The 25,742-nt window shown below is 73.5% G+C and carries 26 protein-coding genes; 16 read left to right on the plus strand and 10 right to left on the minus strand.

Features of this window, described 5'->3' with window-relative positions; translation table 11 throughout:
* The coding region (locus tag BJP25_RS08550) for an MFS transporter (protein WP_075974306.1) at positions 1–1,133 on the minus strand (1,133 nt) is incomplete at its 3' end.
* The gene (locus BJP25_RS08555; protein ID WP_075974307.1) at positions 1,130–2,050 is read right to left on the minus strand and encodes a PAC2 family protein; all 921 of its coding nucleotides are present in this window, start codon (positions 2,048–2,050) and stop codon (positions 1,130–1,132) included. The genes BJP25_RS08555 and BJP25_RS08550, both read right to left, overlap by 4 nt.
* A 51-nt stretch (positions 2,051–2,101) precedes the next feature.
* On the opposite strand from BJP25_RS08555, the gene BJP25_RS08560 reads away from it, so the two are divergent.
* Positions 2,102–2,827 (plus strand): HAD family hydrolase, encoded by a 726-nt coding sequence (locus BJP25_RS08560; RefSeq protein ID WP_075974308.1) that lies wholly within the window; start codon positions 2,102–2,104, stop codon positions 2,825–2,827.
* On the plus strand, positions 2,824–3,087 hold the full coding sequence (locus tag BJP25_RS08565; RefSeq protein ID WP_075974309.1) for a phosphoribosyl-ATP diphosphatase: 264 nt from the start codon (positions 2,824–2,826) through the stop codon (positions 3,085–3,087). The genes BJP25_RS08560 and BJP25_RS08565 overlap by 4 nt, the downstream gene beginning before the upstream one ends.
* A gap of 77 nt (positions 3,088–3,164) precedes the next feature.
* Here the strand turns inward: BJP25_RS08565 and BJP25_RS08570 are convergent, their stop codons facing one another.
* The gene (locus BJP25_RS08570; protein ID WP_075974310.1) at positions 3,165–3,899 is read right to left on the minus strand and encodes a dienelactone hydrolase family protein; all 735 of its coding nucleotides are present in this window, start codon (positions 3,897–3,899) and stop codon (positions 3,165–3,167) included.
* A gap of 600 nt (positions 3,900–4,499) precedes the next feature.
* Positions 4,500–5,402 (minus strand): RecB family exonuclease, encoded by a 903-nt coding sequence (locus BJP25_RS08575; protein ID WP_075974311.1) that lies wholly within the window; start codon positions 5,400–5,402, stop codon positions 4,500–4,502.
* A 151-nt stretch (positions 5,403–5,553) separates the two neighbouring features.
* Here BJP25_RS08575 and BJP25_RS08580 point away from each other — a divergent pair, with 151 nt between their 5' ends.
* Both BJP25_RS08580 and BJP25_RS08585 read left to right on the plus strand, forming a co-directional pair.
* A complete protein-coding gene (locus BJP25_RS08580) occupies positions 5,554–6,684 on the plus strand; it encodes a site-2 protease family protein (RefSeq protein WP_075974312.1) in 1,131 nt (376 codons plus the stop codon).
* A gap of 236 nt (positions 6,685–6,920) precedes the next feature.
* Positions 6,921–7,748: a tRNA (adenine-N1)-methyltransferase gene (locus BJP25_RS08585; protein ID WP_075974313.1), complete on the plus strand. Its 828-nt coding sequence runs from the start codon at positions 6,921–6,923 to the stop codon at positions 7,746–7,748.
* Between the two features lie 60 nt (positions 7,749–7,808).
* Here BJP25_RS08585 and BJP25_RS08590 read toward each other — a convergent pair whose 3' ends face one another.
* The 3 genes from BJP25_RS08590 to BJP25_RS08600 all read right to left on the minus strand — a co-directional run bounded on the left by BJP25_RS08590 (position 7,809) and on the right by BJP25_RS08600 (position 10,804).
* A complete protein-coding gene (locus tag BJP25_RS08590; protein ID WP_075974314.1) occupies positions 7,809–8,711 on the minus strand; it encodes a hypothetical protein in 903 nt (300 codons plus the stop codon).
* A gap of 221 nt (positions 8,712–8,932) precedes the next feature.
* Positions 8,933–9,832, minus strand: a complete 900-nt coding sequence (locus tag BJP25_RS08595; RefSeq protein WP_075974315.1) for a hypothetical protein — start codon at positions 9,830–9,832, stop codon at positions 8,933–8,935.
* A gap of 210 nt (positions 9,833–10,042) precedes the next feature.
* Entirely contained in the window at positions 10,043–10,804 is a 762-nt protein-coding gene (locus BJP25_RS08600) for a hypothetical protein (protein ID WP_075974316.1), read from the minus strand.
* A 251-nt stretch (positions 10,805–11,055) separates the two neighbouring features.
* On the opposite strand from BJP25_RS08600, the gene arc reads away from it, so the two are divergent.
* The 7 genes from arc to prcA all read left to right on the plus strand — a co-directional run bounded on the left by arc (position 11,056) and on the right by prcA (position 18,304).
* Entirely contained in the window at positions 11,056–12,873 is a 1,818-nt protein-coding gene (gene arc / locus BJP25_RS08605) for a proteasome ATPase (RefSeq protein ID WP_075974317.1), read from the plus strand.
* A gap of 76 nt (positions 12,874–12,949) precedes the next feature.
* On the plus strand, positions 12,950–13,873 hold the full coding sequence (locus BJP25_RS08610; RefSeq protein ID WP_075974318.1) for an aldo/keto reductase: 924 nt from the start codon (positions 12,950–12,952) through the stop codon (positions 13,871–13,873).
* A 99-nt stretch (positions 13,874–13,972) separates the two neighbouring features.
* Complete coding sequence (locus tag BJP25_RS08615; RefSeq protein ID WP_075974319.1) at positions 13,973–14,659, plus strand: RAD23 family protein; 687 nt, start codon at positions 13,973–13,975, stop codon at positions 14,657–14,659.
* A gap of 87 nt (positions 14,660–14,746) precedes the next feature.
* Positions 14,747–16,255, plus strand: coding sequence for a depupylase/deamidase Dop (gene dop, locus BJP25_RS08620; protein WP_075974320.1), 1,509 nt, complete (start codon positions 14,747–14,749; stop codon positions 16,253–16,255).
* A 114-nt stretch (positions 16,256–16,369) separates the two neighbouring features.
* The gene (locus BJP25_RS08625) at positions 16,370–16,564 is read left to right on the plus strand and encodes a ubiquitin-like protein Pup (RefSeq protein WP_075974321.1); all 195 of its coding nucleotides are present in this window, start codon (positions 16,370–16,372) and stop codon (positions 16,562–16,564) included.
* 56 nt (positions 16,565–16,620) lie between these two features.
* Positions 16,621–17,490 carry a proteasome subunit beta gene (prcB, locus tag BJP25_RS08630; RefSeq protein ID WP_075974322.1) on the plus strand — a complete coding sequence of 290 codons (870 nt, stop codon included), beginning with the start codon at positions 16,621–16,623 and terminating at the stop codon, positions 17,488–17,490.
* Positions 17,491–17,530: 40 nt separating this feature from the next.
* Complete coding sequence (prcA, locus tag BJP25_RS08635; protein ID WP_075974323.1) at positions 17,531–18,304, plus strand: proteasome subunit alpha; 774 nt, start codon at positions 17,531–17,533, stop codon at positions 18,302–18,304.
* Between the two features lie 159 nt (positions 18,305–18,463).
* On the opposite strand, the gene BJP25_RS08640 is transcribed toward prcA, so the two are convergent.
* Both BJP25_RS08640 and BJP25_RS08645 read right to left on the minus strand, forming a co-directional pair.
* Complete coding sequence (locus BJP25_RS08640; RefSeq protein ID WP_075974324.1) at positions 18,464–19,186, minus strand: SDR family oxidoreductase; 723 nt, start codon at positions 19,184–19,186, stop codon at positions 18,464–18,466.
* A 91-nt stretch (positions 19,187–19,277) separates the two neighbouring features.
* A complete protein-coding gene (locus BJP25_RS08645; RefSeq protein ID WP_075974764.1) occupies positions 19,278–20,720 on the minus strand; it encodes a bifunctional phosphatase PAP2/diacylglycerol kinase family protein in 1,443 nt (480 codons plus the stop codon).
* 194 nt (positions 20,721–20,914) lie between these two features.
* On the opposite strand from BJP25_RS08645, the gene pafA reads away from it, so the two are divergent.
* Positions 20,915–22,273, plus strand: a complete 1,359-nt coding sequence (pafA, locus tag BJP25_RS08650; RefSeq protein ID WP_075974325.1) for a Pup--protein ligase — start codon at positions 20,915–20,917, stop codon at positions 22,271–22,273.
* 86 nt (positions 22,274–22,359) lie between these two features.
* Here the strand turns inward: pafA and BJP25_RS08655 are convergent, their stop codons facing one another.
* Positions 22,360–22,560, minus strand: coding sequence for a cold-shock protein (locus BJP25_RS08655; RefSeq protein ID WP_075974326.1), 201 nt, complete (start codon positions 22,558–22,560; stop codon positions 22,360–22,362).
* 494 nt (positions 22,561–23,054) lie between these two features.
* Between BJP25_RS08655 and BJP25_RS08660 the strand changes: the two genes are divergently transcribed.
* From BJP25_RS08660 to tatA, 4 genes are all read left to right on the plus strand, one after another.
* A complete protein-coding gene (locus BJP25_RS08660; RefSeq protein WP_075974327.1) occupies positions 23,055–24,080 on the plus strand; it encodes a helix-turn-helix transcriptional regulator in 1,026 nt (341 codons plus the stop codon).
* Positions 24,077–25,045: a helix-turn-helix transcriptional regulator gene (locus BJP25_RS08665; protein ID WP_075974328.1), complete on the plus strand. Its 969-nt coding sequence runs from the start codon at positions 24,077–24,079 to the stop codon at positions 25,043–25,045. Before BJP25_RS08660 ends, BJP25_RS08665 begins: the two co-directional genes overlap by 4 nt.
* A gap of 63 nt (positions 25,046–25,108) precedes the next feature.
* Positions 25,109–25,339: a bacteriophage holin gene (locus tag BJP25_RS08670; RefSeq protein WP_075974329.1), complete on the plus strand. Its 231-nt coding sequence runs from the start codon at positions 25,109–25,111 to the stop codon at positions 25,337–25,339.
* On the plus strand, positions 25,336–25,692 hold the full coding sequence (tatA, locus tag BJP25_RS08675) for a Sec-independent protein translocase subunit TatA (protein WP_075974330.1): 357 nt from the start codon (positions 25,336–25,338) through the stop codon (positions 25,690–25,692). Before BJP25_RS08670 ends, tatA begins: the two co-directional genes overlap by 4 nt.
* Positions 25,693–25,742 lie beyond the last annotated feature (50 nt).

Here is a 25,742-nt window from a genome sequence, read left to right on the forward strand (position 1 = left end):
TAGGGCCGTTCCGCGCGCACCCCCGGGCGCTCCTGCCCGGGGGTGACCGGCGCCGCCGCCACCAGCAGGGCCGCGGGCAGCGCGAACGCCAGCACCGGGGCCACCGCGTACAGGGGCCCGAACACCATCGGCGACACCGCGCCGCCGATGAACCGGAACGCCTGCACCACCGACACCGCCCCACCCCGGTCCGGCCCACCCCCGGACAGCGCCATCGCGTTCAGGCCCACCAGCAGCAGCTGCGAGAACACCCCCGCCGACGCCCAGAGCACCGCGATCGCCGCCACCGACGGCAGCACCCCCACCAGCAGCACCGGCACCGCGCCGAGCAGCACCCCGGCCACCACCGCCCGCCGCGGCCCCACCCGGTCGACCCCCTGCCCGACCAACCGGGCCGTCAGCAGCCCCACCACGCCGAACCCGGTGAGCAGCAGCCCGCGCTCGGCCGCGCCGAGACCGAACACCCCACCCAGCCGGATCGCCACCAGGAACGACAGCCCACCCAGGCACGACCAGCCGACCAGGGCCACCGCGCCCGCGCGTAGCACCCGCGGCCGCCACGCCGAGCGCACCGTGGCCCTGCCCTCCCGGCGCAGGTCGCCGGGCAGGCCCACCACCGCGAGCCCCAGCGCCACGACGCCCACGACGACGAAGGCCAGCCGCCAGTCGACCTCGGCGGCCAGCCCGCCCAGCAGCGGCGCGCTGGTCTGCCCGGCGGCCTGCATCGAGGCGAACAGGCCCAGCGCGCGGCCGAGCCGGTCCGGCGGGGTGATCGCCGCGACGGCGGCCAGCAGCAGGGGGGTGGTGAACGCGTTGGCCGCACCCTGCGCCGCGCGCGCCGCCAGGAAGGGCCACCACGCGGGCGCGAGCACGCACACCACCGAGGCCACCACGTAGACCAGGTAGGCCACCCGCACGGCGCGCTGGGCGCCCCACCGGGACCCCAGCGCGCCGGAGAACAGCATCAGCGCCGCGAACGGCACCAGGTAGGCCGTCAGCGAGTACGTCGCCACCTGCGGGGAGACGTCGAAGTCCGCCCCCAGCTCCGGCAGCATCGAGGTCGGCACCCCGCCCGCGAACGGGCCCAGGAAGCCGCCCGCGTAGAGCGCGAGCCGCGCGAGGCGCTCCCTCACACCCCCGTGGGCCCGGGGCCGGAACCGCCGCGGCCGGGACCAGGGCGGCGCCTGCGCAGGTACCGCTCGAACTCGGCGGCGATGACGTCGCCGCTGGCCTCGTCCAGGGAGTCGTCGGCGTCGCCGCGCTCCTCCAGGGCGCGCACGTAGTTGCGCACGTCCTCGTCCTCCTCGGCCATCTCGCTGACCGTGGCCGTCCACTCCTCGGCCTGTTCGGGCAGCGCCCCCAGCGGCACCTCCACGTCCAGGATCTCCTCGACCCGGTGCAGCAGGGCCAGCGTCGCCTTGGGCGAGGGCGGCTGGGAGACGTAGTGCGGCACCGCCGCCCAGATGGAGATCGCGGGCACCCCGGCCTGCACGCAGGCGTCCTGGAACACCCCCACGATGCCGGTGGGCCCCTCGTAGCGGGAGCGCTCCAGCCCGTAGCGGCTCGCGGTGTCGGCGTCGTAGGCGGTGCCGGTCACCGGCACCTGCCGGGTGTGCGGGGTGTCGGCGAGCAGCGCGCCCAGCGTCACCACGGTGCTGATGCGCAGGTCGTCGATGTGCTGGAGCAGCTCGGCGCAGAACTTGCGCCAGCGCATGTTGGGCTCGATGCCGTGCAGCAGGACCACGTCCCGGCTCGACCCCGGCGGCCTGCAGATCGACAGCCGGGTCGTGGGCCACTCCACCCGCCTGGTGACGCCGTCGACCAGCTTGACCGTGGGCCTGGTCACCTGGAAGTCGTAGTACTCGTCGGGGTCGAGCTCCAGCAGCGGTGTGGCGTCCCAGGTCAGCTGCAGGTGCTCGACGGCGGTGCTCGCCGCGTCGCCCGCGTCGTTCCAGCCCTCGAACGCCGCGACCAGCACGGGGTCGACGAGGTCGTGGGCGTCGGGGCTGGGCGCGCGCTCGGCGGCCTTCTGCGGGTCCGGATCGGTCACCCGTCCAGCCTACGGCCCAGGGCCGGTCCGGGGAGATCGTAGGCTGGGGACATGCCGAGCCAGCGCGTCGACCCAGCCCTGCCCGCCGCCGTGCTGTGGGACATGGACGGCACCCTGCTCGACTCGGAGAAGCTGTGGGACATCCCGCTCTACGAGTTCGCCGAGCGGCTGGGCTTCACCCTCTCCGCCGAGACCCGCCGCGCCATGATCGGCAGCAACGTCCCCACCACCATGCGGCTGCTGTTCGCCGAGGGGGGAATCGATCCCGCGCCCGAGCAGGTCGCGGAGGCGGTGTCCTGGGTCGACTCCCGGATGGCCGAGCTGTTCGCCACCGACCTGGTGTTCCGCCCCGGCGCCCCGGAGGCGCTGCGGGCCGTGCGGGCCACCGGCCTGCCCACCGCCCTGGTCACCTCCACCGAGCGCCCGCTGACCGAGATCGCCCTGGACGCCATCGGCCGCGACCTGTTCGACACCACCGTCTGCGGCGACGAGGTGGACCGGCGCAACAAGCCCCTGCCCGACCCCTACCTCAAGGCCGCCCACCTGCTCGGCGTCGACCCGGCGCGCTGCGTGGCCGTGGAGGACTCCCCGACCGGCGCCACCTCCGCGGTGGCCGCGGGCTGCCTGACCGTCGTCGTCCCCTGCGAGGTGCCCGTGCCCGCGGGCCCCCGCCGCGTGCAGCGCGACTCGCTGATCGGGTTCGACGCCGACACCCTGCGCGCGCTGGCCCCGCTGACCAGGGTGCCCGCCGAGGAGTGGCAGGATCGCACCCCGTGAAGACCTTCGACGAACTCTACGCCGAACTGCTCGACCGGGCCGCCACCCGCCCGGAGGGCTCGGGCACCGTCGCCGCCCTCGACGCCGGCGTGCACGCGCAGGGCAAGAAGGTCCTGGAGGAGGCGGGCGAGGTCTGGATCGCCGCCGAGCACGAGTCCGACGAGCAGCTGGCGCTGGAGGTCTCCCAGCTGCTCTACCGCGTCCAGGTCCTCATGATCGGCCGCGGCATCACCCTGGAGGACGTCTACCGCCAGCTCTGAGTCCCCTGTGGACGTGAGGACCCCGGCCGCGCGCCGGGTCGGGCCCGACCCGGCGCGCGCTCACCAGCGGGGTGCGCTCACCTGAGGTGCCGCGCGAAGAACCGCCCCACGTCGTCGGCCTCGAACCCCGGCACCCCCGTGTGCCCCCCGGTGTTGGCGTGCAGCGTCTTCTCCGCCGAACCGAAGGCGTCGAACAGGTCCAGCGCCAACTGCCGGTCGTTGTGCTCGTCGTCCCACTGCAACAGCACCAGCAGCGGGATCGACACCCGCCGCGCGTCGGCGAACATCACCCGCGGCACGTAGCTCCCCGCGAACAGCACCGCCGCCGAGATCCGCGGCTCCACCACCGCCAACCGCGTGGCCACGGCGATCACCCCGCCGGAGAACCCCACCGGGCCCCCGATCCCGGGCAGTGACAGCACCGCGTCCAGCGCGGCCTGCCACTCCGGCACCGCCAACTCCACCAACGGCAGCACCAACCGGTCGACGATCCCGTCGACCGGCTGCTTGTCGTGCAGCGCGTCGCGGAGGTCGGCTCGGGCTCGTTCCAGCTCGGGGATCCGCGGCCGCTCCCCACCCCCCGGCAACTCGATGGTCGCCGCCGCGAAGCCCTGGGCCACGGTGTGCCGCGCCCGCTCGGCCAGCCGGGGGTACATCCTGTCCACCCCACCGGGATGCCCCAGCAGGACCAACGGCACGGGCTCCGGGCCGCGCGCAGCCGCGGGTGTCCACAGGAGTCCTGGGACCTCGCCCAGGGTGAATCGACGTTCGAGGGCCCCGCCCTCAAGGACCTGCTCGGAATCGAACTTCATGGCACAGCCTTTCCAGGAGAACCGCAACCGGCGCTCCCGGACGACCTACCGCCCCACCGCGACCCCGAAGGGGAGCACCCACGTCACACCAAGCACGGGTACCACCCCCTTCTCTCCACACGGCGTGCCCGACCCTACCGCCTCTCCCTTCCCCTGCGCTCTCCCTTTTCCGCTGCGCTCTTCCTTCCGCTGCGCGGGGCCTTTCCGGCTGCGCCGGTTCTCCGCTGCGCGGGGCTCTGGACAAGCGGGTGGCTTGGGTGGTGGGCCCGGTTGGGTGGATCCGCTTGGTCGGGGCCCCTATGACGATCATGTGCTGTCGGGCGGGGAAAAGGCGGGCTGAAAAGACGCCCGCCCGTCCCGTTGGGTAGCACATGATCGTCACCCCCGACCAAGCGGATCCACCCAACCGGGCAGTGCCTGCTGTCCGGGCTCGGGTCCGTTGGTGGGCGACTCCTTGGAAGCACAAGCGTTCTTGCTTCGCTTGGGTTTGCCTGCGAGGTACCACTGGCGGTTCCACCGCGTCGAGCTGGCCGGAAACCCCCTGCGATCAAGGCTCGATACCGCAGACGAGGAGAACACGCAGCAAGCCTGCGAGCGGCCTCAGTCTGCCCTGTCCAAAGCCGACTCCTCGCCCGCGTCGGGCTCCGGCCAGCCGGGGTACTCCGGGGGGGTGCCGCCGAAGGCGGGGCAGAAGGCCTGGTGGGAGCACCAGCCGCAGAGCTTGCTCTGGTTGGGGCGGAAGTCGCCGGTCTTGCCCGCGTGCAGGATGGCCTTCCAGATGGCGTCCAGGGTGCGCTCGAAGCGGGCCAGTTCGGCCTCGTCGGGGGCGTAGGCGAGGTTCTGGCGGTCGGCCAGGTACATGAGCTGGAGCCTGCTGGGGACGACGCCGCGCAGGCGCCAGAGGGCGAGGGCGTAGAACTTCATCTGGAAGAGGGCCTTGGCCTCGCCGATCTCGCGGGGGGCGGCGCCGGTCTTGTAGTCGACGACGCGGATCTCGCCGGTGGGGGCGACGTCGACGCGGTCGATGAAGCCGCGCAGCAGGACGCCGGAGTCCAGTTCCGTCTCGACCATCAGCTCGCAGGCGTCGGGCTGGAGCCTGCGGGGGTCCTCCAGCTCGAAGTAGCCGTCGAGCAGGCCGCGGGCGGTGTCGAGCCAGGCGCGCAGCTCGTCGGCGTCGGCCTGGTCGTCGAAGATGGCGGCGAACTCGGGGCGCTCGGCGAGCAGGTCGGCCCAGGTGGGGTCGAGCAGGCCGTGGGCGGTGGTGGGGGTGCGCTCGTCGGCGGGCAGGGCGTAGAGGCGCTCAAGCACCGCGTGCACGACGGTGCCGCGGACTTGGGCCTTGGACGGCTGCTCCGGGAGCCGGTCGACGGCGCGGAAGCGGTAGAGCAGGGGGCACTGCTTGAAGTCGCTGGCCCGGGAGGGGGACAGCGCGGGGCGCCTGCGGGCGCGCCCCCGGTCGTCGACCTGGGGTGCCGCCGGTCCGGTGTCGGTGCCTGCTGCCATGCCCCCGACCCTAGTGAAGCCCACCGACAATCCCGCGCGCCCCGCCACGTCACACCGAGAATCACCGCCACGGAGAATCACCGCCACGCGGAGGATCACCGCCACACCGGGAATCACCGCCGCCCCACACCGCGCGGCCTACCCTGGGCTGATGACGAGCGCCGCCCACCCGTCGGCCGAGCCCGCCCAGGGCGGGCTGCTGCTGTTCCGGTACGCCGGGGTGCCGGTGGTGCTCGCCCCGTCGTGGTGGCTCGGGTCGCTGGCGGTGGTCGTGTTCTACGCGCCGCTGGTGCGGACCCTGCTGCCGGGGGTGTCGGCGGTGACCGCCGTGCTGCTGGCCGCCGCCTTCGCCGTGCTGCTTGGTGTGTCGGTGCTCGCGCACGAGCTGGGGCACTGCGTGGTGGCGCTGCGGCTGGGCCTGCCGGTGCGCCGGGTGCGGCTGTTCCTGCTCGGCGGGCTGTCGGAGATCGCCAGGACCCCGCGCAGCCCCGCGCACGAGGGCGTGGTCGCGGCGGCGGGGCCCGCCGTGTCGGTGCTGCTGGCCGCCGCGTGCGGGGTGGGCCTGCTGGCGATGCCGTCGGAGGGGGCAGTGTGGCTGCTGGTGCTGGAGTGCACCCTGGCCAACACCGCCGTCGCCGTGTTCAACCTGCTGCCCGGCCTGCCCCTCGACGGCGGCCGGATGCTGCGGGCGGGGGTCTGGGCGCTGACCGGGCGCCGCGGGTTCGGCACCAAGGCCGCGGTCGTGGGCGGGTGGCTGGTGGCCGCGCTGCTCGTCGTCTGGGCGCTGTGGGGCGTGGTCGAGGGCAGCGACGACCGGTGGCTGCGGTTGGGCGTGTGCCTGCTGACCGCGTGGTTCGTCGTCGCGGGCGCGGGTGGGGAACTGGCCGCGGAGCAGACCCGCCAGTGGCCCGCGGACCTGCGCCTGGCCGACCTGGTGCGGCCGGTGCTGCAACTGCCCGCCGAGAGCCCGGTGGCCGACGCGCTGGCCGCCGCCGCGGGGCGCGGGGTCGTGCTGGTGCGCGCGGACGGGGTCGCCGCGGGCCTGCTCGACGAACCCGCCGCGCGCAGGCTGGCCGAGGTGGCGCCGTTCACCCCCGCCGAGCGCGCCGCCGAGCCCATCCGCCCCGAGTCGGTGCTGCTGGCCTCCGAACCGGGCGAGGACATCGCCGAGCGCGTGCACGGCACCGCCGCCTGGCAGTTCGTGGTCGTCGACGACGAGGGCCGCCCGTGGGGCGTGCTGCACCGCGAGGACCTCAGCGCCGCCCTGCGCGGCCGCCGCTAGCGCGCTTCCCCAGGAGGCGACGTCAGCTCGTTTCTGGTTGTTCCCGGTTGCCCGGGGCGGGGCTGACGGCCGTGGTGGCAGGTGGGGGACGGTGCCGGGTGGGGACGCGGGGGTGGGTGGCGGGTTCGTGAACACAGCCCCGGCCGGGTGACCGCGGTCCGGTCTGCGACCATTCCAGGTCGATCCCCCCAGGCGAGGCCGGGTGCGGGGCAGCCGGAAGAAGAGAGGCCAGGCACGTGCGCAAGGTCAGCGGTCCGTTCGAGGTGGGGGACCGGGTGCAGCTCACCGACCCCAAGGGCAGGCACTACACCCTGGTGCTGGCCGAGGGGGAGAAGTACCACACCCACCGCGGCGCGCTCGCCCACGACGACCTGATCGGGCTGCCCGAGGGCTCGGTCGTGCACTCCGCCGCGGGCACCGGCTACCTGGCGCTGCGGCCGCTGCTCAACGACTACGTGCTGTCCATGCCGCGCGGGGCGCAGGTGATCTACCCCAAGGACGCCGCGCAGATCGTCATGCAGGGCGACATCTTCCCCGGCGCCCGGGTGCTGGAGGCCGGTGCCGGGTCGGGCGCGCTGACCTGCTCGCTGCTGCGCGCCGTGGGCCCCACCGGGACGGTGACCTCCTACGAGATCCGCCAGGACCACCTCGAGCACGCCGAGCGCAACGTGCGCCAGTTCTACGGCGAGCACCCGGCGAACTGGACGCTGACCCTGGGCGACCTGGCCGACCACGAGGGCGACGTCGACCGGGTCATCCTCGACATGGTGGCGCCCTGGGAGGTGCTCGGGACGGTCAAGCGCAGCCTGATCCCCGGGGGTGTGCTGGTGGTCTACGTGGCCACCACGACCCAGCTGTCCCGGGTGCACGAGGCGCTGCGCGAGCAGGAGTGCTGGACCGAGCCGCAGGCGTGGGAGACCCTGGTGCGCCCGTGGCACTCGGTGGGCCTCGCGGTGCGCCCGGAGCACCGGATGATCGCCCACACCGCCTTCCTCATCACCTGCCGCAGGCTCGCCGACGGCGTCGTGGCCCCCAAGCCGCAGCGGCGCCCCAGCAAGGGGTAGTCCGGGAACGGCAGGAGGGGGTGGACCGGGAACCGGTCCACCCCCTCCTGGGTCCTGGGGTCAGAGCGAGACGCACCAGCCCTTGTCGCCCTTGCGGAACACGATCGGGAAGTCGATCGGGTCGCTGGAGCCGATGGTGACCTGGGTGTCGACCTTGCCGTCGGACGGGCCGAACTCGGTGGGCGAGCCCACGACCTTCACCTTGCCGCCGTTGGGGGCGACGCTGGTGTACATGATGCCGGGGGAGCCGTCGCAGCTGAGCGCGGAGGCGGCCGCCTCGTCCTTGGCGTTGACCGCCGCGACGTACTTGTCGCCCGCGGCCTTGAGGTCGGCGCCGCCGCCGCCGGAGTCGCTGCCGCCGCCACCGCCGTTGTCCTCGGAGGTCTCCTCCGTGGTCTCCTCGTCGGAGGTCTCGGTGGTCTTGCGGGTGCTGGTCGACTTCTTCGAGGTGGTCGTCTGCTCAGCGCTGGTCTCGCCACCGCTGGGCGCGGCCGTGCCGCCGTTGTCGTCCTTGTTGCCGAACAGGAAGTAGGCGCCGACACCGGCACCCGCGAGCACGACCACCACGGCCAGCACGATCGCGACGATCTTGCCGGTGTTCTTCTTCGGCGGCTGACCGCCGGGGCCGCCGAACTGGTCGTAGCCCGGCTGCTGCGGGTACCCGGGCTGCTGGTAGCCCTGCTGCTGGCCGTACGGGTCCTGCGCGGGGGTGCCGTACGGGTTCGACGAGGGGTACTGCTGCTGGTTCGGGTCGTACCCGCCCTGCTGCGGCTGCTGGTACTGCTGGGTCGGGTCGTAGCCGCCCTGCTGGGGCTGCTGGTACTGCTGCGTGGGGTCGTAGCCGCCCTGCTGCGGTTGCTGGTACTGCTGGGTCGGGTCGTACCCGCCCGGCTGCTGGCCGTAGGGCTGCTGGCCCTGGGGGTCCTGGCCGTAGGGCCCTGGCTGCTGGGGTGGGTAGGTCATCGAACCCTGGCTCCTCGCTGCTCACCGGTGCCTGCACCGGTCGGTCGTCGCGCCGCGCGACGACCGGTGCCGGGGGCTGCCCGGCCGGACTCGCCCCGGGATGATACGCGTGCGGCCCGGGGTCGTGGACGATCACCGGGGGCGGGTCGTGGCGGGTCCACCCCGGCGGGTGGTCGCCCCCACCACCGCAGGTGAGCGGGGCGCGACCGGGTGTGCGCGGCTCAGGTCTTCTCGCCGCAGAACTTCCAGCCACCGGACTCCTTGACGATCTTGATCTCGATCGTCACGTCCCGGTCCTCGCCGAGGTCGCTGGTGAGGTTGAGGTCGAAGCGGCCGGTGGCCACCGTCCCGCTGACCTCCGGCTCGCCCTTCTCGGTGGCCTGGATCTTGTACGGGCGCAGCTCGTCCTCCAGCGCGCTCGTGTCGGTGCCGTACTTCTTCTTGTAGGCGGCGCAGGCGTTGGACACCACCGCCGAGAACGACTTGGTCTCGTAGGCCCGCATGTACTGGCGCACGATCTCCTGCGGCTCGGGCTCGCCCGACCCGGAGCCCTCCGAACCGCTGGTCGGCGGCGCCGACCGGCTGGTGGTGGGGCGCTTGGTGGTGGTCGATCCGTCGTCGTCGCCGCTGCTGTCGGAGGTGGGCGCCGCGCTGCTGCTGGGGCCGGGGGCGGCGGACTGCCCGTCGTCCTTGAGCAGGAAGTAGGCGCCGACGCCACCACCGCCGAGCAGCACCACCACGGCGAGGACGATGCCGACGACCAGACCGGTCCTGGACTTCTTGGGCGGCTGCCCGCCGGAGAAGGCGACCTGCTGCGGGTAAGCGGCGGTCTGCGGGTACTGGCTGCCGTAGCCCTGCTGGTCCTGGCCCCCGTACTGCCCCGTCTGACCGCCGTACTGGCCGTACTGGTCCTGACCCCCGTACTGGTCCTGACCCCCGTACTGGTCCTGACCGGAGTACTGGCCCTGGCCGGAGTAGTGCCCGCCGTACTGTCCGCCGTACTGACCGGTCTGACCGCCGTAGCCGCCCCCGCCGCCCTGTCCGCCCTGGTTGTCGCCGTACCCCCAGCCGCCGGGCTGGTCCGGCCCGCTCTGGTGCCCGGGCTGCGGAGGATAGGTCATGCTCGCCCCTGACTCGTGCTGCTCGCTGTCCCTGCTGAGGTGGACGCCCGGGAGCGGCGACCCGTTCCACCGCGGCCACCCGAACGGGCAACCCCACCTCGCCCCCAGCGTAGTGTCCGCCGCACCGCCCGTAGTCCCGGCGGTCCGGACCCGCGCGACCGGTGTCGGTGCGCCAGGGCGGCACCCCCGCCGAACCGGGACCCGCTTGCCTCAGTTGACGCCGATCCCGCCCACGGTCAGGTTCCGCACGCACCAGTCCCCGCCCGCCTCGCGCTCGCGCAGGTCGAGCTGGGCGGTGAACGAGCGGCCGTTGGTCAGCTCCACCGCGACCTCCGCCGAGGCCCTGCCGTTGGTGCCCTCGTCGTCGGCCCTGGTCACCTCTGCCCGCTTCACCTTCGTGGTGCTCTCGCCGCCGCGGGCCGCGCCGCGGCCGAGGTCGCCGTCGTCGAGCGCGTCGGAGGGGTCGCACACGAGCTTGTTGAAGGCCGCGACGTCTTGGGCCCCAATGGCGTCCGCCGCGCTCTCGGCGGTCGCGCCGGGGCTGCCGGTGCCCCCTCCGGAGGTCAGCACGAGCACCAGGGTGACTGTGAGCCCGATCACAGCGAGGGCGGCGATGCCGATCACCCACGGCGTCTTGCCGCGGCCCGGACGGGGTCCGAAGGCGTCACCCGGAAGGCCGTAGGGGTTCGACTGCGTTGCGTAGCCACCAACTCCCGGGTAACCCCCCTGGTAGGGGGGCTGCTGGCCCAGCGGCTGCCCGGTGGTCGGGTCCACCTGCGGGTACGGCCCGGCGGGATCCCCCGGGTACCCGGGAGCGGGCGGGTACTGGCCCTGCGGACCCCCGAACTGGCCCGGCTGCTGCGGGAACGGTTGCTGCTGCCACCCCGGCTGCGGGGGCGGGTAGCCGCCGGGCGGCGGGAACTGGCCGGGGTGCTGACCGCCGTCGTGGGGCGGCTGCGGCGGCTGGGTCATCGGGTCTCCCCCGGGGTTGTGGTGCGCGGTGGTGGGCTCGCGCTGCGTGTCCGGGTGGGTGCGCGCGGTCGGCCTAGTGCCTCGACGCACCGTAGCGGTCGACCGGTTCCCGCACGTACCAGGTGGACCGCCCGCGGGCCGCGCGGCGGGTGTTGCGGTGGGGTGACGCGCAAGTTCCGACATCCGGATGGTCTGTCCTTGTCGGTGATCGCCGGTACCGTAGGGGTACGAGTTCGGGAGGAGGTGCCGACATGCAGCACGATCGTCCCGGCAGTCGGCCAGAAGACGCCGAGAACGAGCACGGTGACGCGCCCGACGCCGGGGCCCAGCGCCCTGAGTCGGAAGCCGCGCAGATCCGTTTCCTCGAAGAGGAAGTCGCTCTGCTGCGCCGGAAACTGACGGAATCCCCACGGCATTCGAGGCTGCTGGAGCAGCGGCTGGCGGAGGCGTCCGAACGGGTGAGCCAGCTCACCGAGCGGAACGCCAAGCTGGTCGACACGCTGCGCGAGGCGCGCACCCAGCTGCTCGCCCTGCGCGAGGAGGTGGACCGCCTCGCCCAGCCGCCCAGCGGCTACGGCGTGTTCCTGGAGCGGTTCGACGACGGCACGGTGGACGTGTTCACCGCGGGCCGCCGGATGCGGGTATCGGTCTCGCCCTCGGTCGAGGGCGAGCTGCTGCGCCGCGGCCAGTCCGTGCGGCTCAACGAGGCGCTCACGGTGGTCGAGGGCGGTGGCTTCGAGCGCACCGGCGAGGTCTCGACGCTGCGCGAGCTGCTGCCCGCCGAGACCGACGACGGGCCGGTGCGCGCGCTGGTGGTCGGCCACGCCGACGAGGAGCGCGTGGTCTGGCTGGCCGACCCGCTGGCCGACGCGCCGCTCAAGGCGGGCGACTCGCTGCTGGTCGACGCCAAGTCCGGCTACGCCTACGAGCGGGTGCCCAAAGCCGAGGTCGAGGACCTGGTGCTGGAGGAGGTGCCCGACGTCGACTACCACGACATCGGCGGCCTGTTCCGGCAGATCGAGCAGATCCGCGACGCGGTGGAGCTGCCCTTCCTGCACAAGGACCTCTTCGCCGAGTACGAGCTGCGCCCGCCCAAGGGCGTGCTGCTCTACGGCCCCCCCGGCTGCGGCAAGACGCTCATCGCCAAGGCGGTGGCGAACTCGCTGGCCAAGAAGGTGGCCGCGGCCCGCGGCGACTCCGCGCCCAAGGACGCCAAGTCCTACTTCCTCAACATCAAGGGCCCGGAGCTGCTCAACAAGTTCGTCGGCGAGACCGAGCGGCACATCCGGCTCATCTTCCAGCGGGCCAGGGAGAAGGCCTCCGAGGGCACGCCGGTCATCGTGTTCTTCGACGAGATGGACTCGATCTTCCGCACCCGCGGCTCCGGGGTCAGCTCGGACGTGGAGACCACCATCGTCCCGCAGCTGCTCAGCGAGATCGACGGCGTCGAGGGCCTGGAGAACGTCATCGTCATCGGCGCCTCCAACCGCGAGGACATGATCGACCCGGCGATCCTGCGCCCCGGCAGGCTCGACGTGAAGATCAAGATCGAGCGGCCGGACGCCGAGGCGGCCAAGGACATCTTCTCCAAGTACCTCACCGCCAACCTGCCCATCCACGCCGACGACCTGGCCGAGTTCGGCGGCGACCGCAAGACCTGCGTGGACGCGATGATCCAGCACACGGTCGAGCGGATGTACGAGGAGACCGACGAGAACCGGTTCCTGGAGGTCACCTACGCCAACGGCGACAAGGAGGTCCTCTACTTCCGGGACTTCAACTCCGGCGCGATGATCCAGAACATCGTCGACCGGGCCAAGAAGTCGGCCATCAAGTCCGTGCTGGACACCCGCCAGCCCGGCCTGCGCGTGCAGCACCTGCTGGACGCGATCGTCGACGAGTTCGCCGAGAACGAGGACCTGCCGAACACCACCAACCCGGACGACTGGGCGCGCATCTCGGGCAAGAAGGGCGAGCGCATCGTCTACATCCGGACCCTGGTGACCGGCAAGAACACCGAGACCGGGCGGGCGATCGACACCGCGAACAACACCGGCCAGTACCTGTAGCACCCCGCAGCACCGAGCAGGCCCCGCGCACCCGCTGCGCGGGGCCTGCCCGCGTCCCGGGGTGCAGGATGGGGGCGTGTCCACCCCGCACCGCCTCGCCCTGGGCCTCGCCGCCCTGGGCCGCCCCGCCTACATCAACCTCGGCCGCGAGGACGCGCTGCCCGCCCACCGCGGCGTCGACGAGCTGCGCGCGCACTGCTGGGACGTGCTCGACGCCGCCCACGCCGCGGGCGTCCGCCGGGTGGACGCCGCCCGCTCCTACGGCTTGGCCGAGCAGTTCCTGGGCGGCTGGCTCACCGACCGCGGCCACACCGACGTCGTCGTCACCTCCAAGTGGGGCTACGCCTACGTCGGCGGCTGGCGGCTCGACGCGCCGGTGCACGAGCAGAAGGAGCACACCCTCGACCGGTTCCGCGCCCAGCTCGCCGAGACGCGCGAGCACCTGGGGGAGCGGGTCTCGCTCTACCAGGTGCACTCGCTGACCGCCGACAGCCCGCTGTTCACCGACGAACCGCTGCTCGACGCGCTGGCCGAGCTGGCGGGCACCGGGCTGCGCCTGGGCTTCTCCACCTCCGGGCCCGCCCAGGCCGACACCGTCCGCCGTGGACTGGCCCTGCGCCGCGGCGGGGTCCGCCTCTTCACCGCCGTGCAGTCCACCTGGAACCTGCTGGAGACCTCGGTCGGCCCCGCGCTGGCCGAGGCGCACGGCGAGGGCGTCGAGGTCACGGTGAAGGAGGCCCTGGCCAACGGCAGGCTCGCCGTGCAACCCCCGGCGGCGGTGCGCGCGGCCGCGGCGACCGAGGGGGTGGGGCCCGACGCCATCGCCCTGGCCGCCGCGCTGGCGAACCCCTGGGCCGACGTCGTGCTCCTCGGCCCGGCGGGCACCGGCCAGCTGCGGGCCAACCTCGCCGCGCTCGACCTGCCGACGCCGACCCTGCCGGGGCTGGCCGAGGACCCCGCGGCCTACTGGGCGGCGCGGTCGTCGCTGCGCTGGGGCTGACCACGCGGGCGGGTGGCACCCTCGCACCGGTCGGGTGATCGCTGCCGGTAAGTTGCCGGTGATCCCCACCGCCGAGCCGAAGGACGTCCGTTGCGCCGCGTGCACGCGTTGGCAGCCTGCGCCACGGCCCTGCCCGCCGCCCTGCTCGCGGGGTGCTCGGGTCGGGCGAACGACCTCTCCACCTACTACGACGACCCCGCCGCGGTGTCCTCCGCGCCGCCGTCGACGAGCACCGCCGCGCCCGCGACCAGCACCACCCCGCCGGGCCCCGCGCCCGCCGAGCTCGTCGCCGAGGCCGCGCTCACCCAGGCCGACCTCGTCGAGGAGGGCGTGACCCCGGTCGGCGCGCCCGCGTCCTCGCTCGCCATCGCGCTGCCCGACTGCGCCATCAACCTGGGCGCCGGGGCCGACGCGGGCCTCACCGCCCAGTGGCGCTACGCCCGCGGGTCGGTGCTGCGGCAGTACGTCGTGCACACCCCGGAGCAGTCGGGCGTCACCGCCGCGGTCGAGGCCGCGCGGGACGCGCTGGACTGCCGCTCCTTCACCGTCAGCGGCACCCGGTTCCTCATCGATGACGGGTTCACCCTCGACGAGGTCGACGGCGCCGACCGCCAGCTGTCCTGGTGCGCGGGCGCGAACACCCGGGTCAGCTGCACCGTCGTGCTGGCCAGCGGCGACCTGCTCACCGCTGTCTCCGTGGAGTCCACGACGACCAAGGCCGCCCGCGACGCGATCACCCGCGTCGCCCCTGTCGCGGCCACCGCCCTGGGCCGCGCGCGGGCTTGACCCGCGCGGCACCGGCCACCCGGGTGATCCGGCCCGCGCGGCGCGGCTCACGGCGCCCCCGGGCGGCCGGGGCCGTAGGCTGGCGGCATGCGGCGGATCATGGGGACCGAGGTGGAGTACGGCATCGCGGTGCCGGGCGACCCGACAGCGAACCCGGTGTTGACATCGACCCAGGTCGTGCTGGCCTACGCCGCGGCGGCGGACATCCCGCGCGCCCGGCGCGCCCGGTGGGACTACGAGGTGGAGTCCCCGCTGCGCGACGCCCGCGGCTTCGACCTGGGCGTGCCCGGGATGGCCCCGACCGACCCCGACGTCGAGGACCTGGGCGCGGCGAACGTCATCCTCACCAACGGCGCCCGGCTCTACGTCGACCACGCGCACCCGGAGTACTCCGCCCCCGAGGTCACCAACGCCCGCGACGCGGTCATCTGGGACAAGGCGGGGGAGCGGGTCATGGAGGAGGCCGCCATCCGCGCGGCCAGCGTCCCCGGCCAGCCCCGGTTGCAGCTGTACAAGAACAACATCGACAACAAGGGCGCCAGCTACGGCACCCACGAGAACTACCTGATGGCCCGCAGCACCCCGTTCACCGCGGTGATCGGCGGGCTCACCCCGTTCTTCGCCTCCCGCCAGGTGGTCTGCGGCTCCGGCCGGGTCGGCCTGGGCGCCTCCGGCGACGAGCCGGGCTTCCAGCTGTCGCAGCGCGCGGACTACATCGAGGTCGAGGTCGGCCTGGAGACCACGCTCAAGCGCGGCATCATCAACACCCGCGACGAGCCGCACGCCGACGCCGACAAGTACCGCCGCCTGCACGTCATCATCGGCGACGCCAACCTCGCGGAGACCTCGACCTACCTCAAGGTCGGCACCACCGCGCTGGTGCTGGACCTGATCGAGGCCGGGGTCCGCTTCGACCACCTCAAGCTGGCCGACCCGGTGCGCGCGGTGCACGTCATCAGCCACGACCCCACGCTCAAGGCCACCGTGGAGCTCTCCGGCGGGCGCAAGTTCACCGGCCTGGACATCCAGGCCGCCTACCACGAGCTGATCGCGGAGAACATCGAGCGCGCCGAGGTCGACCGGGTCGGCCGCGACGTGCTCGACACCTGGGGCCAGGTGCTCGACCAGCTGCGCCGCGACCCGATGGAGACCGCCGACCGGCTGGACTGGACGGCCAAGCTGCGGCTGCTGGAGGGCTACCGCGCCCGCGACGGCCTGAACTGGAACTCCCACCGGTTGCAGCTGGTGGACCTGCAGTACTCCGACGTGCGGCTGGACAAGGGCCTCTACAACCGGCTGGTGGCCCGCGGCTCGATGAAGCGGCTGGTCAGCGAGGAGGAGGTGCGCGCGGCCATCACCACCCCGCCGCAGGACACCCGCGCCTACTTCCGCGGCCGCTGCCTGGAGCGCTACGCGGCCTCCATCGCCGCCGCCTCCTGGGACTCGGTCATCTTCGACGTGGGCCGCGAGTCGCTGGTGCGCATCCCCACCCTGGAGCCGCTGCGCGGCACCAAGCAGCACGTCGGCGCCCTGCTCGACGCGGCGAACACCGCCGAGGAGCTGGTGGACGCGCTGACCGGGGCGAGCAGGAAGTAGCGGGCGGCGGGTTCGCCCGCAGCCGAAAACCGAGCACGGCACCGGCCCGGTCGCAGACGGATGTCGGTCCGGGTCGGTAGTGTTCTGGTAGGCCAGCCACGACCGGGAGGCGACATGTCCCAGGAGCAGACGCAGCGGCAGGGCGGCGGGGACGGCGACGAGGGGGTCGACGAGACCACCGCCGCCGGTCAGGAGCGCCGGGAGAAGCTCGGCGACGACACCGACGCCATCCTCGACGAGATCGACGACGTCCTGGAGGAGAACGCCGAGGACTTCGTCCGGGCCTACGTGCAGAAGGGCGGCGAGTGAGCCGCCGCTAGGCCAGGCGAGACGCTCACCCACCGCGCGAGGGAACGAAAGCAGGCATGGAACACAGCACCCCCACCGGGATGGGCGCCGCCCTCCCGCCCGCGTACCTGTCCGCGGGCACCTCGTCGTTCACCGACTTCCTGCGCACCCAGGCCCCCGAGCTGCTGCCCGGGGGCCGGGGCGGGCGCCCGGTGACCGTCGACGCCCGCCGCGGCGACCACCGCGACGACGTGCCGCACGGCACCACGATCGTCGCGCTGACCTACGACGGCGGCGTGCTCATCGCCGGTGACCGGCGGGCCACCCAGGGGCACGTCATCGCGCAGCGGGACATCGAGAAGGTCTACCTGACCGACGAGTTCTCCGCGGTGGGCATCGCGGGCACCGCGGGCCTGGCCGTGGAGATGGTCAAGCTCTACGCCCTCGAACTCCAGCACTACGAGAAGATCGAGGGCGTGCCGCTGTCGCTGGACGGCAAGGCCAACAAGCTGTCGAGCATGGTGCGCGGCAACCTCGACATCGCGCTGCAGGGCCTGGCCGTGCTGCCGCTGTTCGTCGGCTACGACCCCGAGGCGGCGGACCCGGCCCGGGGCGGGCGGATCGTGTCCTACGACATCACCGGCGGCAAGTCCGAGGAGCGCGCGGGCTTCCACTCCATCGGCTCCGGCTCGGTGTACGCCCGCGGCGCGCTGAAGAAGCTGTACGACCCCGCCGCCGACCGCGCGGCCGCCATCCGCGTCGCGGTGGAGGCGCTGTGGGACGCCGCGGACGACGACGCCGCCACCGGCGGCCCGGACCTGGCCCGCCGCATCTACCCCAGCATCGCCACCGTCACCGCCGAGGGCGCCGTCCGGGTGTCGGAGGAGGAGGCGGGCGCGGTCGCCGAGGCCGTGGTCGCCGGGCGCGCCGAGCGGCCCCGCGGATGAGCAGCAGCACCCCGATGAGCACCAGTGAGGAGCCCGCACCGTGACGATGCCGTTGTACGCCTCGCCCGAGCAGCTGATGCGCGACCGCTCGGAGTACGCCCGCAAGGGCATCGCCCGGGGCCGCAGCGTCGTCGCGCTCAAGTACGCCGACGGCATCGTGCTGCTGGCGGAGAACCCGTCGTCGACGCTGCACAAGATCAGCGAGATCCACGACCGGATCGGCTTCGCGGGCGTGGGCCGCTACTCCGAGTACGAGAGCCTGCGCCGCGGCGGCATCCGGCACGTGGACCTGTGGGGCTACTCCTACGACCCCCGCGACGTCTCGGCCCGCCAGCTGGCCAACGTCTACGCCCAGACCCTCGCCACCATCTTCACCGAGCAGGTGAAGCCGATGGAGGTCGAGCTCTGCGTGGCGGAGGTCAGCGCCAACCCCGACAAGGACCAGCTGTACCGGCTCACCTACGACGGGTCCATCGTCGAGGAGCCGCAGTTCCTGGTCATGGGCGGGCAGACCGACCCGATCACCAGCCACCTCAAGGAGCACTACACCGAGGGCGCGTCGCTGCGCGACGCCGTGGCGCTGGCCCTGGCCGCGCTGACGGCCCAGGCGAACGCCAACGGGGGCAACGGGGACGCCAAGCCGGGCAAGCTGGAGGTGGCCACGCTCGACCGGACGCGGCCCCGGCGGCTGTTCCGGCGGATCGAGGGCGCGGCGCTGGACGCGCTGCTGCCCGCGGGCGAGGAGCAGGTGGAGCCGGAGTCCCCCGCGCCGCCGGTGGAGGACGTCCAGCTGCCGCCGGACTCCGCTGAGTAGTCCGGGGGCCGTCGAGGTTCCCGGGATGTGAGACCGCCACGAGGGGTGGCCCGGTCCGAGTGGGCGGCTGTCATCAGCTGCTCCCACGGACCGGGCCACCCCTCGCGCGTCACGCCCGGCTTGAACCGCTGGACCATCCCCCGATAGACGATCCCGCGGCTAGACGATGCCGCCGTTGGCGCGCACGACCTGTCCGTTGACCCACCGGGCAGGCCCGGCGAGGAAGGCGACGACCTCCGCGATGTCGGCGGGCTCGCCCAACCGCTCCAGCGGCGGCTGCTTGGCCATCCGCTCGACCAGTTCCGGGCTCTTGCCCTCCAGGAACAGGTCGGTGGCGGTGGGGCCGGGGGCCACGGCGTTGACGGTGATGTCGCGGCCGCGCAGCTCACGGGCGAGGATCATGGTCAGCGCCTCCACCGCGCCCTTGCTGGCGGCGTAGGCGCCGTAGGTGGGCAGCGAGAGGCCGACCACCGAGGTGGAGAAGGTGATGACCGCGCCGCCGTCGCGCACCCGGCGGGCCGCCTGCTGCGCGACGACGAACGTGCCGCGGATGTTCGTGCGGTGCAGGGCGTCGAGCTCGTCCAGGGACAGCTCCGCGACCGGGGCGAGGTGCATCCTGCCCGCGGCGTGCACCACCACGTCGACGCCGCCGAAACGCTCCTGCGCCGTGTCGAACAGGGCGCTGACCTGCTGCTCCTCCGCGACGTCCGCCTGCGCGGCGACGGCCTCGCCACCCGCCGCCTCGACCTCGCGCACGACCTCGGCGGCCGCGTCGGCGCTGCCCGCGTAGCCGACCACGACGGCGAAGCCGTCCCGGCCCAGGCGCGCGGCGGTCGCCCGGCCGATCCCGCGCGACCCCCCGGTGACGATGGCGACCCTCATGGCGAACCTCCTGTTAGCGTTGCTCTCGTCCAACCAAGAACAACGCTAACACCGGAGCGTTAGCGACGCAAACGGTCGAGCGTTAGCGGCGTTAGCAGTCGCGGTAGATCGCCAGCGCCCCGGACACCGAGCGGAAGTGGAACCCGCTGCCCAGCGGCCCCACCTCGCCGTCGGTGGCCACCCTGCGGTGCCCGTCGAGCAGCCGCACGTCCAGCTCGGCCACGTCGCGCTGCCGGTAGACGTGGCTGCGGGCCAGCGTCCTGGTCAGCGTCGCCACCACGAACCGCGCCCGCGAGTAGGGCACGTCCGCGCGCAGGTAGCGCACGTCCAGCAGGCCGCTGTCCAGGTCGGGCCGCCGCGACGGCGCGAAGCCCTTGGGCCGGTACGACCCGTTGCCGACGAACACCATCCACACCAGCTGCGGCGCCCCGTCCAGCGCCACCCTCATCGGCTGGGCGGCGCGCAGCGTGCGCACCAGCGCCACCGCGCCCGCGGGCCACTTCGCCCACTTGCGCGACTCCAGGTGCTCGCGCAGCCGCACCATCTCCGGGTAGCCGCCCAGGCTGGCGGTGTTGACGAACCACCGGGCCTCGGGCTCCCCGCTCGGCCCGGTCACCCGCACCTCGCCCAGGTCGACCCGCACCCCGGTGCCGTGGCGCACCGACTCCACCGACTCGGCCACCGACTCCACCCCGACGTCCCTGGCGAAGTGGTTGAGCGTCCCGGCGGGGATGAGCACCAGCGGCAGCCCGAACTCCGCCGCGACCGCCGCGACGGCGGCCACGGTGCCGTCGCCGCCCGCCACGCCCAGCGCCCGGGTGTCGCCGGGGGAGGCGGTGATCAGGCCGGCGAGCTGCTCGATGATGCCGGTGTCCGGCAGCGGGTTCACCACCGTCGCCCTCGGCCAGCGCCGCGCCACCTCCTCGCCGGGGTCGACGGCCTGCGGCCCGGACTTGGGGTTGACCAGCACGAGCAGGCCGTCGCCCTGCCCCAGGGCGGGCAGGTCGGCGCACAGCGCGCTCTCGCCCGGCCCGGTCGGCCGGTCCGAGCGGGGCCACCAGTGCCGGGTCGCCCACGCCGCGCCCAGCCCGATCGCCGAGCCCGCGGCGACGTCGGTGGGCCAGTGCACGCCGTTGTGGACCCGGGAGTAGGCCACGGCCGCGGCCAGCGGCAGCAGCGCCAGCCCCACCAGCGGCGACTCCATCGCCACCGCCGCGGTGAAGGCCACCGCCGAGGCCGAGTGGCCGGAGGGGAACGACGAGCTGGTCGGCCGCTTGACGAGCCGCCGGTGCAGCGGCAGCAGCTCCGCGGCGGGCCGCCTGCGCGGGAACAGGTTCTTGGCGACGAGGTTGGCGCTGGTGCTCGCGATGGCGATGGCGCCGACGCCGCGCAGCGCGGCGCGCCGGTGCGCCCCGCCCGCCAGCGCCAGGGCGCCCGCCACGGCGAACCACAGCCTGCCCTTGTTCGCCGAGGTCGACAGCGCCTTCATCACCGGGTCGAGCGGGGTTCTGGGCAGGTCCGCGCAGCGGGTCATCAGGTCGAGGTCGACCCGCCCCACCGTGCGGAACGACTTGCGCACACGTCCGGACACGACCCCGGATTCAACCGGAGTCCGACCCGCTCCGCCGGGTGGGCGCGCCCACCCGGTCACGGTGCGCTGGATAACAAGATGTGGACCACCCCGATCGGCGCACGGTCAACGTCGGCCGGAGCGCCTAGGCTTGGGGGATGCAGCGGCGGATCTTCGGCATCGAAACCGAGTTCGGCGTGACCTGCACGTTCCACGGGCAGCGCAGGCTGTCCCCGGACGAGGTCGCGCGGTACCTGTTCCGGCGGGTGGTTTCGTGGGGGCGTTCCTCGAACGTTTTCCTGCGCAACGGATCACGCCTCTACCTCGACGTCGGCTCGCACCCGGAGTACGCGACCGCGGAGTGCGACGACCTCGTGCAGCTGGTCACCCACGACAAGGCGGGGGAGCGGATCCTGGAGGACCTGCTCGTCGACGCCGAGCGCAGGCTGGCCGACGAGGGCATCGGCGGCGACATCTTCCTGTTCAAGAACAACACCGACTCGGCGGGCAACTCCTACGGCTGCCACGAGAACTTCCTGGTCACCAGGGCGGGGGAGTTCTCCAGGATCGCCGACGTGCTGCTGCCGTTCCTGGTCACCCGGCAGCTGATCTGCGGGGCGGGCAAGGTGCTGCAGACCCCGCGCGGGGCGGTGTACTGCCTGTCCCAGCGCGCCGAGCACATCTGGGAGGGCGTCTCCAGCGCCACCACCCGGTCGCGGCCGATCATCAACACCCGCGACGAGCCGCACGCCGACGCCGAGCGCTACCGGCGGCTGCACGTCATCGTCGGCGACTCGAACATGTCCGAGTCGACCACCCTGCTCAAGGTCGGCACCGCCAACCTGGTGCTGGAGATGATCGAGGAGGGGGTGCAGTTCCGGGACTTCTCCCTGGACAACCCCATCCGCGCCATCCGCGAGATCAGCCACGACCTCACCGGCCGCAGGCTGGTCCGGCTGGCGGGCGGCCGGGAGGCCTCGGCGCTGGACATCCAGCGCGAGTACCACGCCAAGGCCGTCGAGCACGTCGCCCGCCGCTCGCCGGACCCGCTGGCCCAGCGCGTGGTGGACATGTGGGGCCGGGTGCTCGACGCGGTCGAGCAGCAGGACCTGTCCCGCATCGACCGCGAGGTGGACTGGGCCATCAAGCACCGGCTGATCGAGCGCTACCGGGCCAAGCACGACCTGGACCTGTCCAGCCCGCGCATCGCCCAGCTCGACCTGGCCTACCACGACATCCGCCGCGGCCGGGGCATCTTCGACCTGCTCCAGCGCAAGGACCTGGTGGCCAGGGTGACCGACGACAGCGAGATCGAGCTGGCCAAGGACACCCCGCCGCAGACCACCCGGGCCAAGCTGCGCGGCGACTTCATCGCCGCCGCCCAGCAGGCGGGCCGCGACTTCACCGTCGACTGGGTGCACCTCAAGCTCAACGACCAGGCCCAGCGCACCGTGCTGTGCAAGGACCCGTTCCGCGCCGTGGACGAGCGCGTGGAGCGGCTGATCGCCTCGCTGTAGGACCCCGGACGCGCCAGGGCCCGGCTCCCCGAGGGGGCCGGGCCCTTCGCTGTCCGCGCGCCGCGGGCTCGCCGCGGCCGGAGGTGCTACTGCGGGACGACCTTGTCCGCCTGCGGGCCCTTGGGGCCCTGCACGACCTCGAACTCCACCGCCTGGTTCTCCTCCAGCGTGCGGTACCCGTTGGTCTGGATCGCGCTGAAGTGGACGAACACGTCGGGCCCGTTCTCCTGCGCGATGAAGCCGTAGCCCTTTTCCGCGTTGAACCACTTCACGGTGCCAGTCGCCATGCCTGTTCCTGTTCACACCCCGGGTGCCGCCGATCAGCACCCTCGTCCCGATCAACGATAGCGCCGCAGGCCTGCTGGACCCACGTGTCTTTCGGCAGAAAATCCAGCAATCGCCCGGTCGGCCCCCTGCTGCGCGCGCCGCCCCTTCCGCTATCCCGATATGCGGCCCGGTGTTGCTCGTGCGCTTCCGGTGAGGGGTTTGCGCACCCCGGACCGGCATGCGCGCAACAGGGCTGCGCCCGGGTGCCAACTTTGTCGCTTGCGCACTAACAATCAACTATGAGCTATCAAGATAACCGGTTCGTCGAGCCTGTCGTTGCTCTCGCAAGAGTGCTGGTGCGGCCGGAACAAAGACACCCGGACCTGGTGAACTTTTCTGTCACCTCTCACCAGGTGTGAGCTTCGTGTCACGTTCGCGTGAACCCGGGCCGATCGCACGGGTGTTCGGGCGTGGTGGCTGTCGACGCACGGCTGGCGGGCGTTATGGTGCCCCGGTGTCCGTCGCACGCGCCGAACGACTAGTCAACCTGGTGCTGTGCCTGCTCTCCACGAGGCAGTACCTCACCGCGAACCGGATCCGGAAGATCGTCCCCGGGTACGCCGACGCGCCCAGCGACGAGGCCTTCTTCCGGACCTTCGACCGGGACAAGACCGAGCTGCGCGAGCTGGGCATCCCGCTGGAGGTGGGCCGCAACAAGGTCGACGACCCGGTCGACGGCTACCGCATCGCCCGCCGCGACTACGAGCTCGGCGAGATCGACCTAGCCCCCGACGAGGCCGCCGCGGTCGCGCTGGCGGTGCGGCTGTGGGACTCCCCGGAGCTCACCGGCGCCGCCCAGGGCGCGCTGGTGAAGCTGCGCGCCGCCGGGGTCGACGTGGACGTCGACCGGGGCGCCCCGACGCTGGTCGAGTCCAAGGTGCGCACCACCGAGCCCGCCTTCGGCCCGCTGCTGGCCGCGGTGCAGGCCGGGCAGGCGGTGGCCTTCGACTACCGCAGGCCCTCGCCCGCCGAGCTGCGCGAGCGGGTGCTGGAGCCCTGGGGCGTGGTGTCCTGGCGCGGCCGCTGGTACGTCGTCGGGCACGACCGCGACCGCGGCGCCCCGCGCTGCTTCCGGCTGAGCCGGGTCGTGGGGCAGGTGCGCAAGGTCGGCAAGCCCGGCCAGGTGCACCGGCCCGACGACGTGGACCTGCTGCGGTTCGTGGCGAGCACCGGCGGTGAGCCGCAGCCCCCGGCGGGCGTGCGGGTGTGGGTGGCCGACGGGCGGGCCGCGGGCGTGCGCCGGTGGGCCTCGGTCGTCGGGCGCCGGGAGGTCGACGGCGTGCCCGGCGACGTGCTGGAGCTGGACCTGGCCTACCCGGACTCGGCGGCCAAGTGGCTGGCCGGGTACGGCGCGGACGTGCTGGTGCTGGAGCCGGACGTGCTGGCCAAGGCGGTGCGCGAGCGGCTGCTGGCGGTGGCCGAGGGCTACCGGGTGGGCGGGGAACCGCTCGCCGCGGACGGGGCGGAGGCGCGCCGGTGAGCACCCAGGACCGGTTGCCCCGGCTGCTGTCGCTGGTGCCCTACCTGCTGGCCAGGCCGGGCATCCGGATCGACGACGCGGCCGCGGACTTCGGCGTGGCGCCCAAGCAGCTGCGCAAGGACCTCGAACTGCTGTGGATGTGCGGGCTGCCGGGCTACGGCCCCGGCGACCTGATCGACATCTCCTTCGAGGAGGACACCGTCACGGTGACCTTCGACGCGGGCATGTCCCGGCCGCTGCGGCTCACCGGTGCCGAGGCCACCGCGCTGCTGGTGGCGCTGCGGGCGCTGGAGGAGACCCCCGGGGTGGACGCCGACGCGATCCGCCGGGCGGTGGCCAAGATCGAGGCCGCGGCCGGGCAGGCGCGCCCGGTGGGCGTGGCGGTGGGGCTCGGCGTGCGCGAGGGGGCCGGGGCCGCGCGGGCCCGGGAGGTCGTGCAGGAGGCGCTGGCCGCGGGTCGGGCGCTGCGCATCACCTACTACACCGCGTCCAAGGACGAGGTGACCGAGCGCGTGGTGGACCCGATGCGGATGCTGCTGGTGGACGGGCGGGGCTACCTGGAGGCCTGGTGCCGCCGGGCCGAGGACACCCGGCTGTTCCGGCTGGACCGGGTCGACGGCGCCCGGGTGCTCGACGAGCCCGCCGCGCCGCCGCCGCACGCGGCGCCCACCGACACCTCGGCGGGGCTGTTCCAGGCGGCGCCGGACCAGCTGGTCGCGGTGCTGGTGCTCGACGAGGACGCGCGCTGGGTGTCGGAGTACTACCCGGTGGAGGGCGTGGAGGAGCTGTCGGGCGGGCGGCTGCGGGTGCGGATGCGCTACGCGGACCCGTCGTGGCTGGCCCGGCTGCTGCTCGGGCTCGGCGGGGACGTGACGGTGGAGCACCCGGTGGAGCTGGGGGAGCGGTTGCGGGCGCAGGCTGCGGCCGCGGTGGCCCGGATGGACCGCCACCTCGCGTCCACCTAGCCGATCCCGGTTGCACGTCCCGGGGAGTGCGGCCGGTCACCTCGGGGCGGGTAGGGTGGTCGCGTGCTGTACCTGCTGAGCGCCGCCCTGGTCGTGGTCGGGCTGACCGTCGTGGTCGTCGCCGTGGTCCGGGTGCTGCGCGGCGCGGGCCGGACCCGCTCCGCGGTGGGTGCGGCGCGGTCGGGGATCGACGACCAGGTCGGTCTGCTGCGGGCCAGGACCGCCGCGCTGCGGGTGGCCCTCGCCGACCGCGTACCATCGGGGAAGCGGACGAGACAGGAGGATGGGCGATGAACTTGGGTGCCACCGAGATCATCATCATCGCGGTCGTGGTGCTTCTGCTCTTCGGGGCGAAGAAGATGCCGCAGATGGCCCGCTCGCTGGGGCAGTCCATGCGGATCATCAAGGCCGAGACCAAGGGCATGCGCGAGGACGACCAGGCCGACGTGGCCAAGGCCGAGGCCGGGCAGCCGGTGGCGGCCACCCCGCCCGCGCAGCTGGGCGTGGCCAAGGCCGAGCCCGCGCCCACCGCGGCGGAGGCGGAGAACGCCGAGCTCAAGCGCCAGCTTGCCGTGGAGGCCGAGAACGCCGAGCTCAAGCGCCAGCTGGCCGCCTCGCGCGAGCAGGCGCAGAAGAACGCCGGCTGACCCGGCCGACCTGACGGAGAGGCCCGGTCCCCACGGTGGCGAGCGAGCGG

The sequence above is a fragment of the Actinokineospora bangkokensis genome, assembly GCF_001940455.1.
GTDB classification, from domain to species: Bacteria; Actinomycetota; Actinomycetes; order Mycobacteriales; family Pseudonocardiaceae; genus Actinokineospora; species Actinokineospora bangkokensis.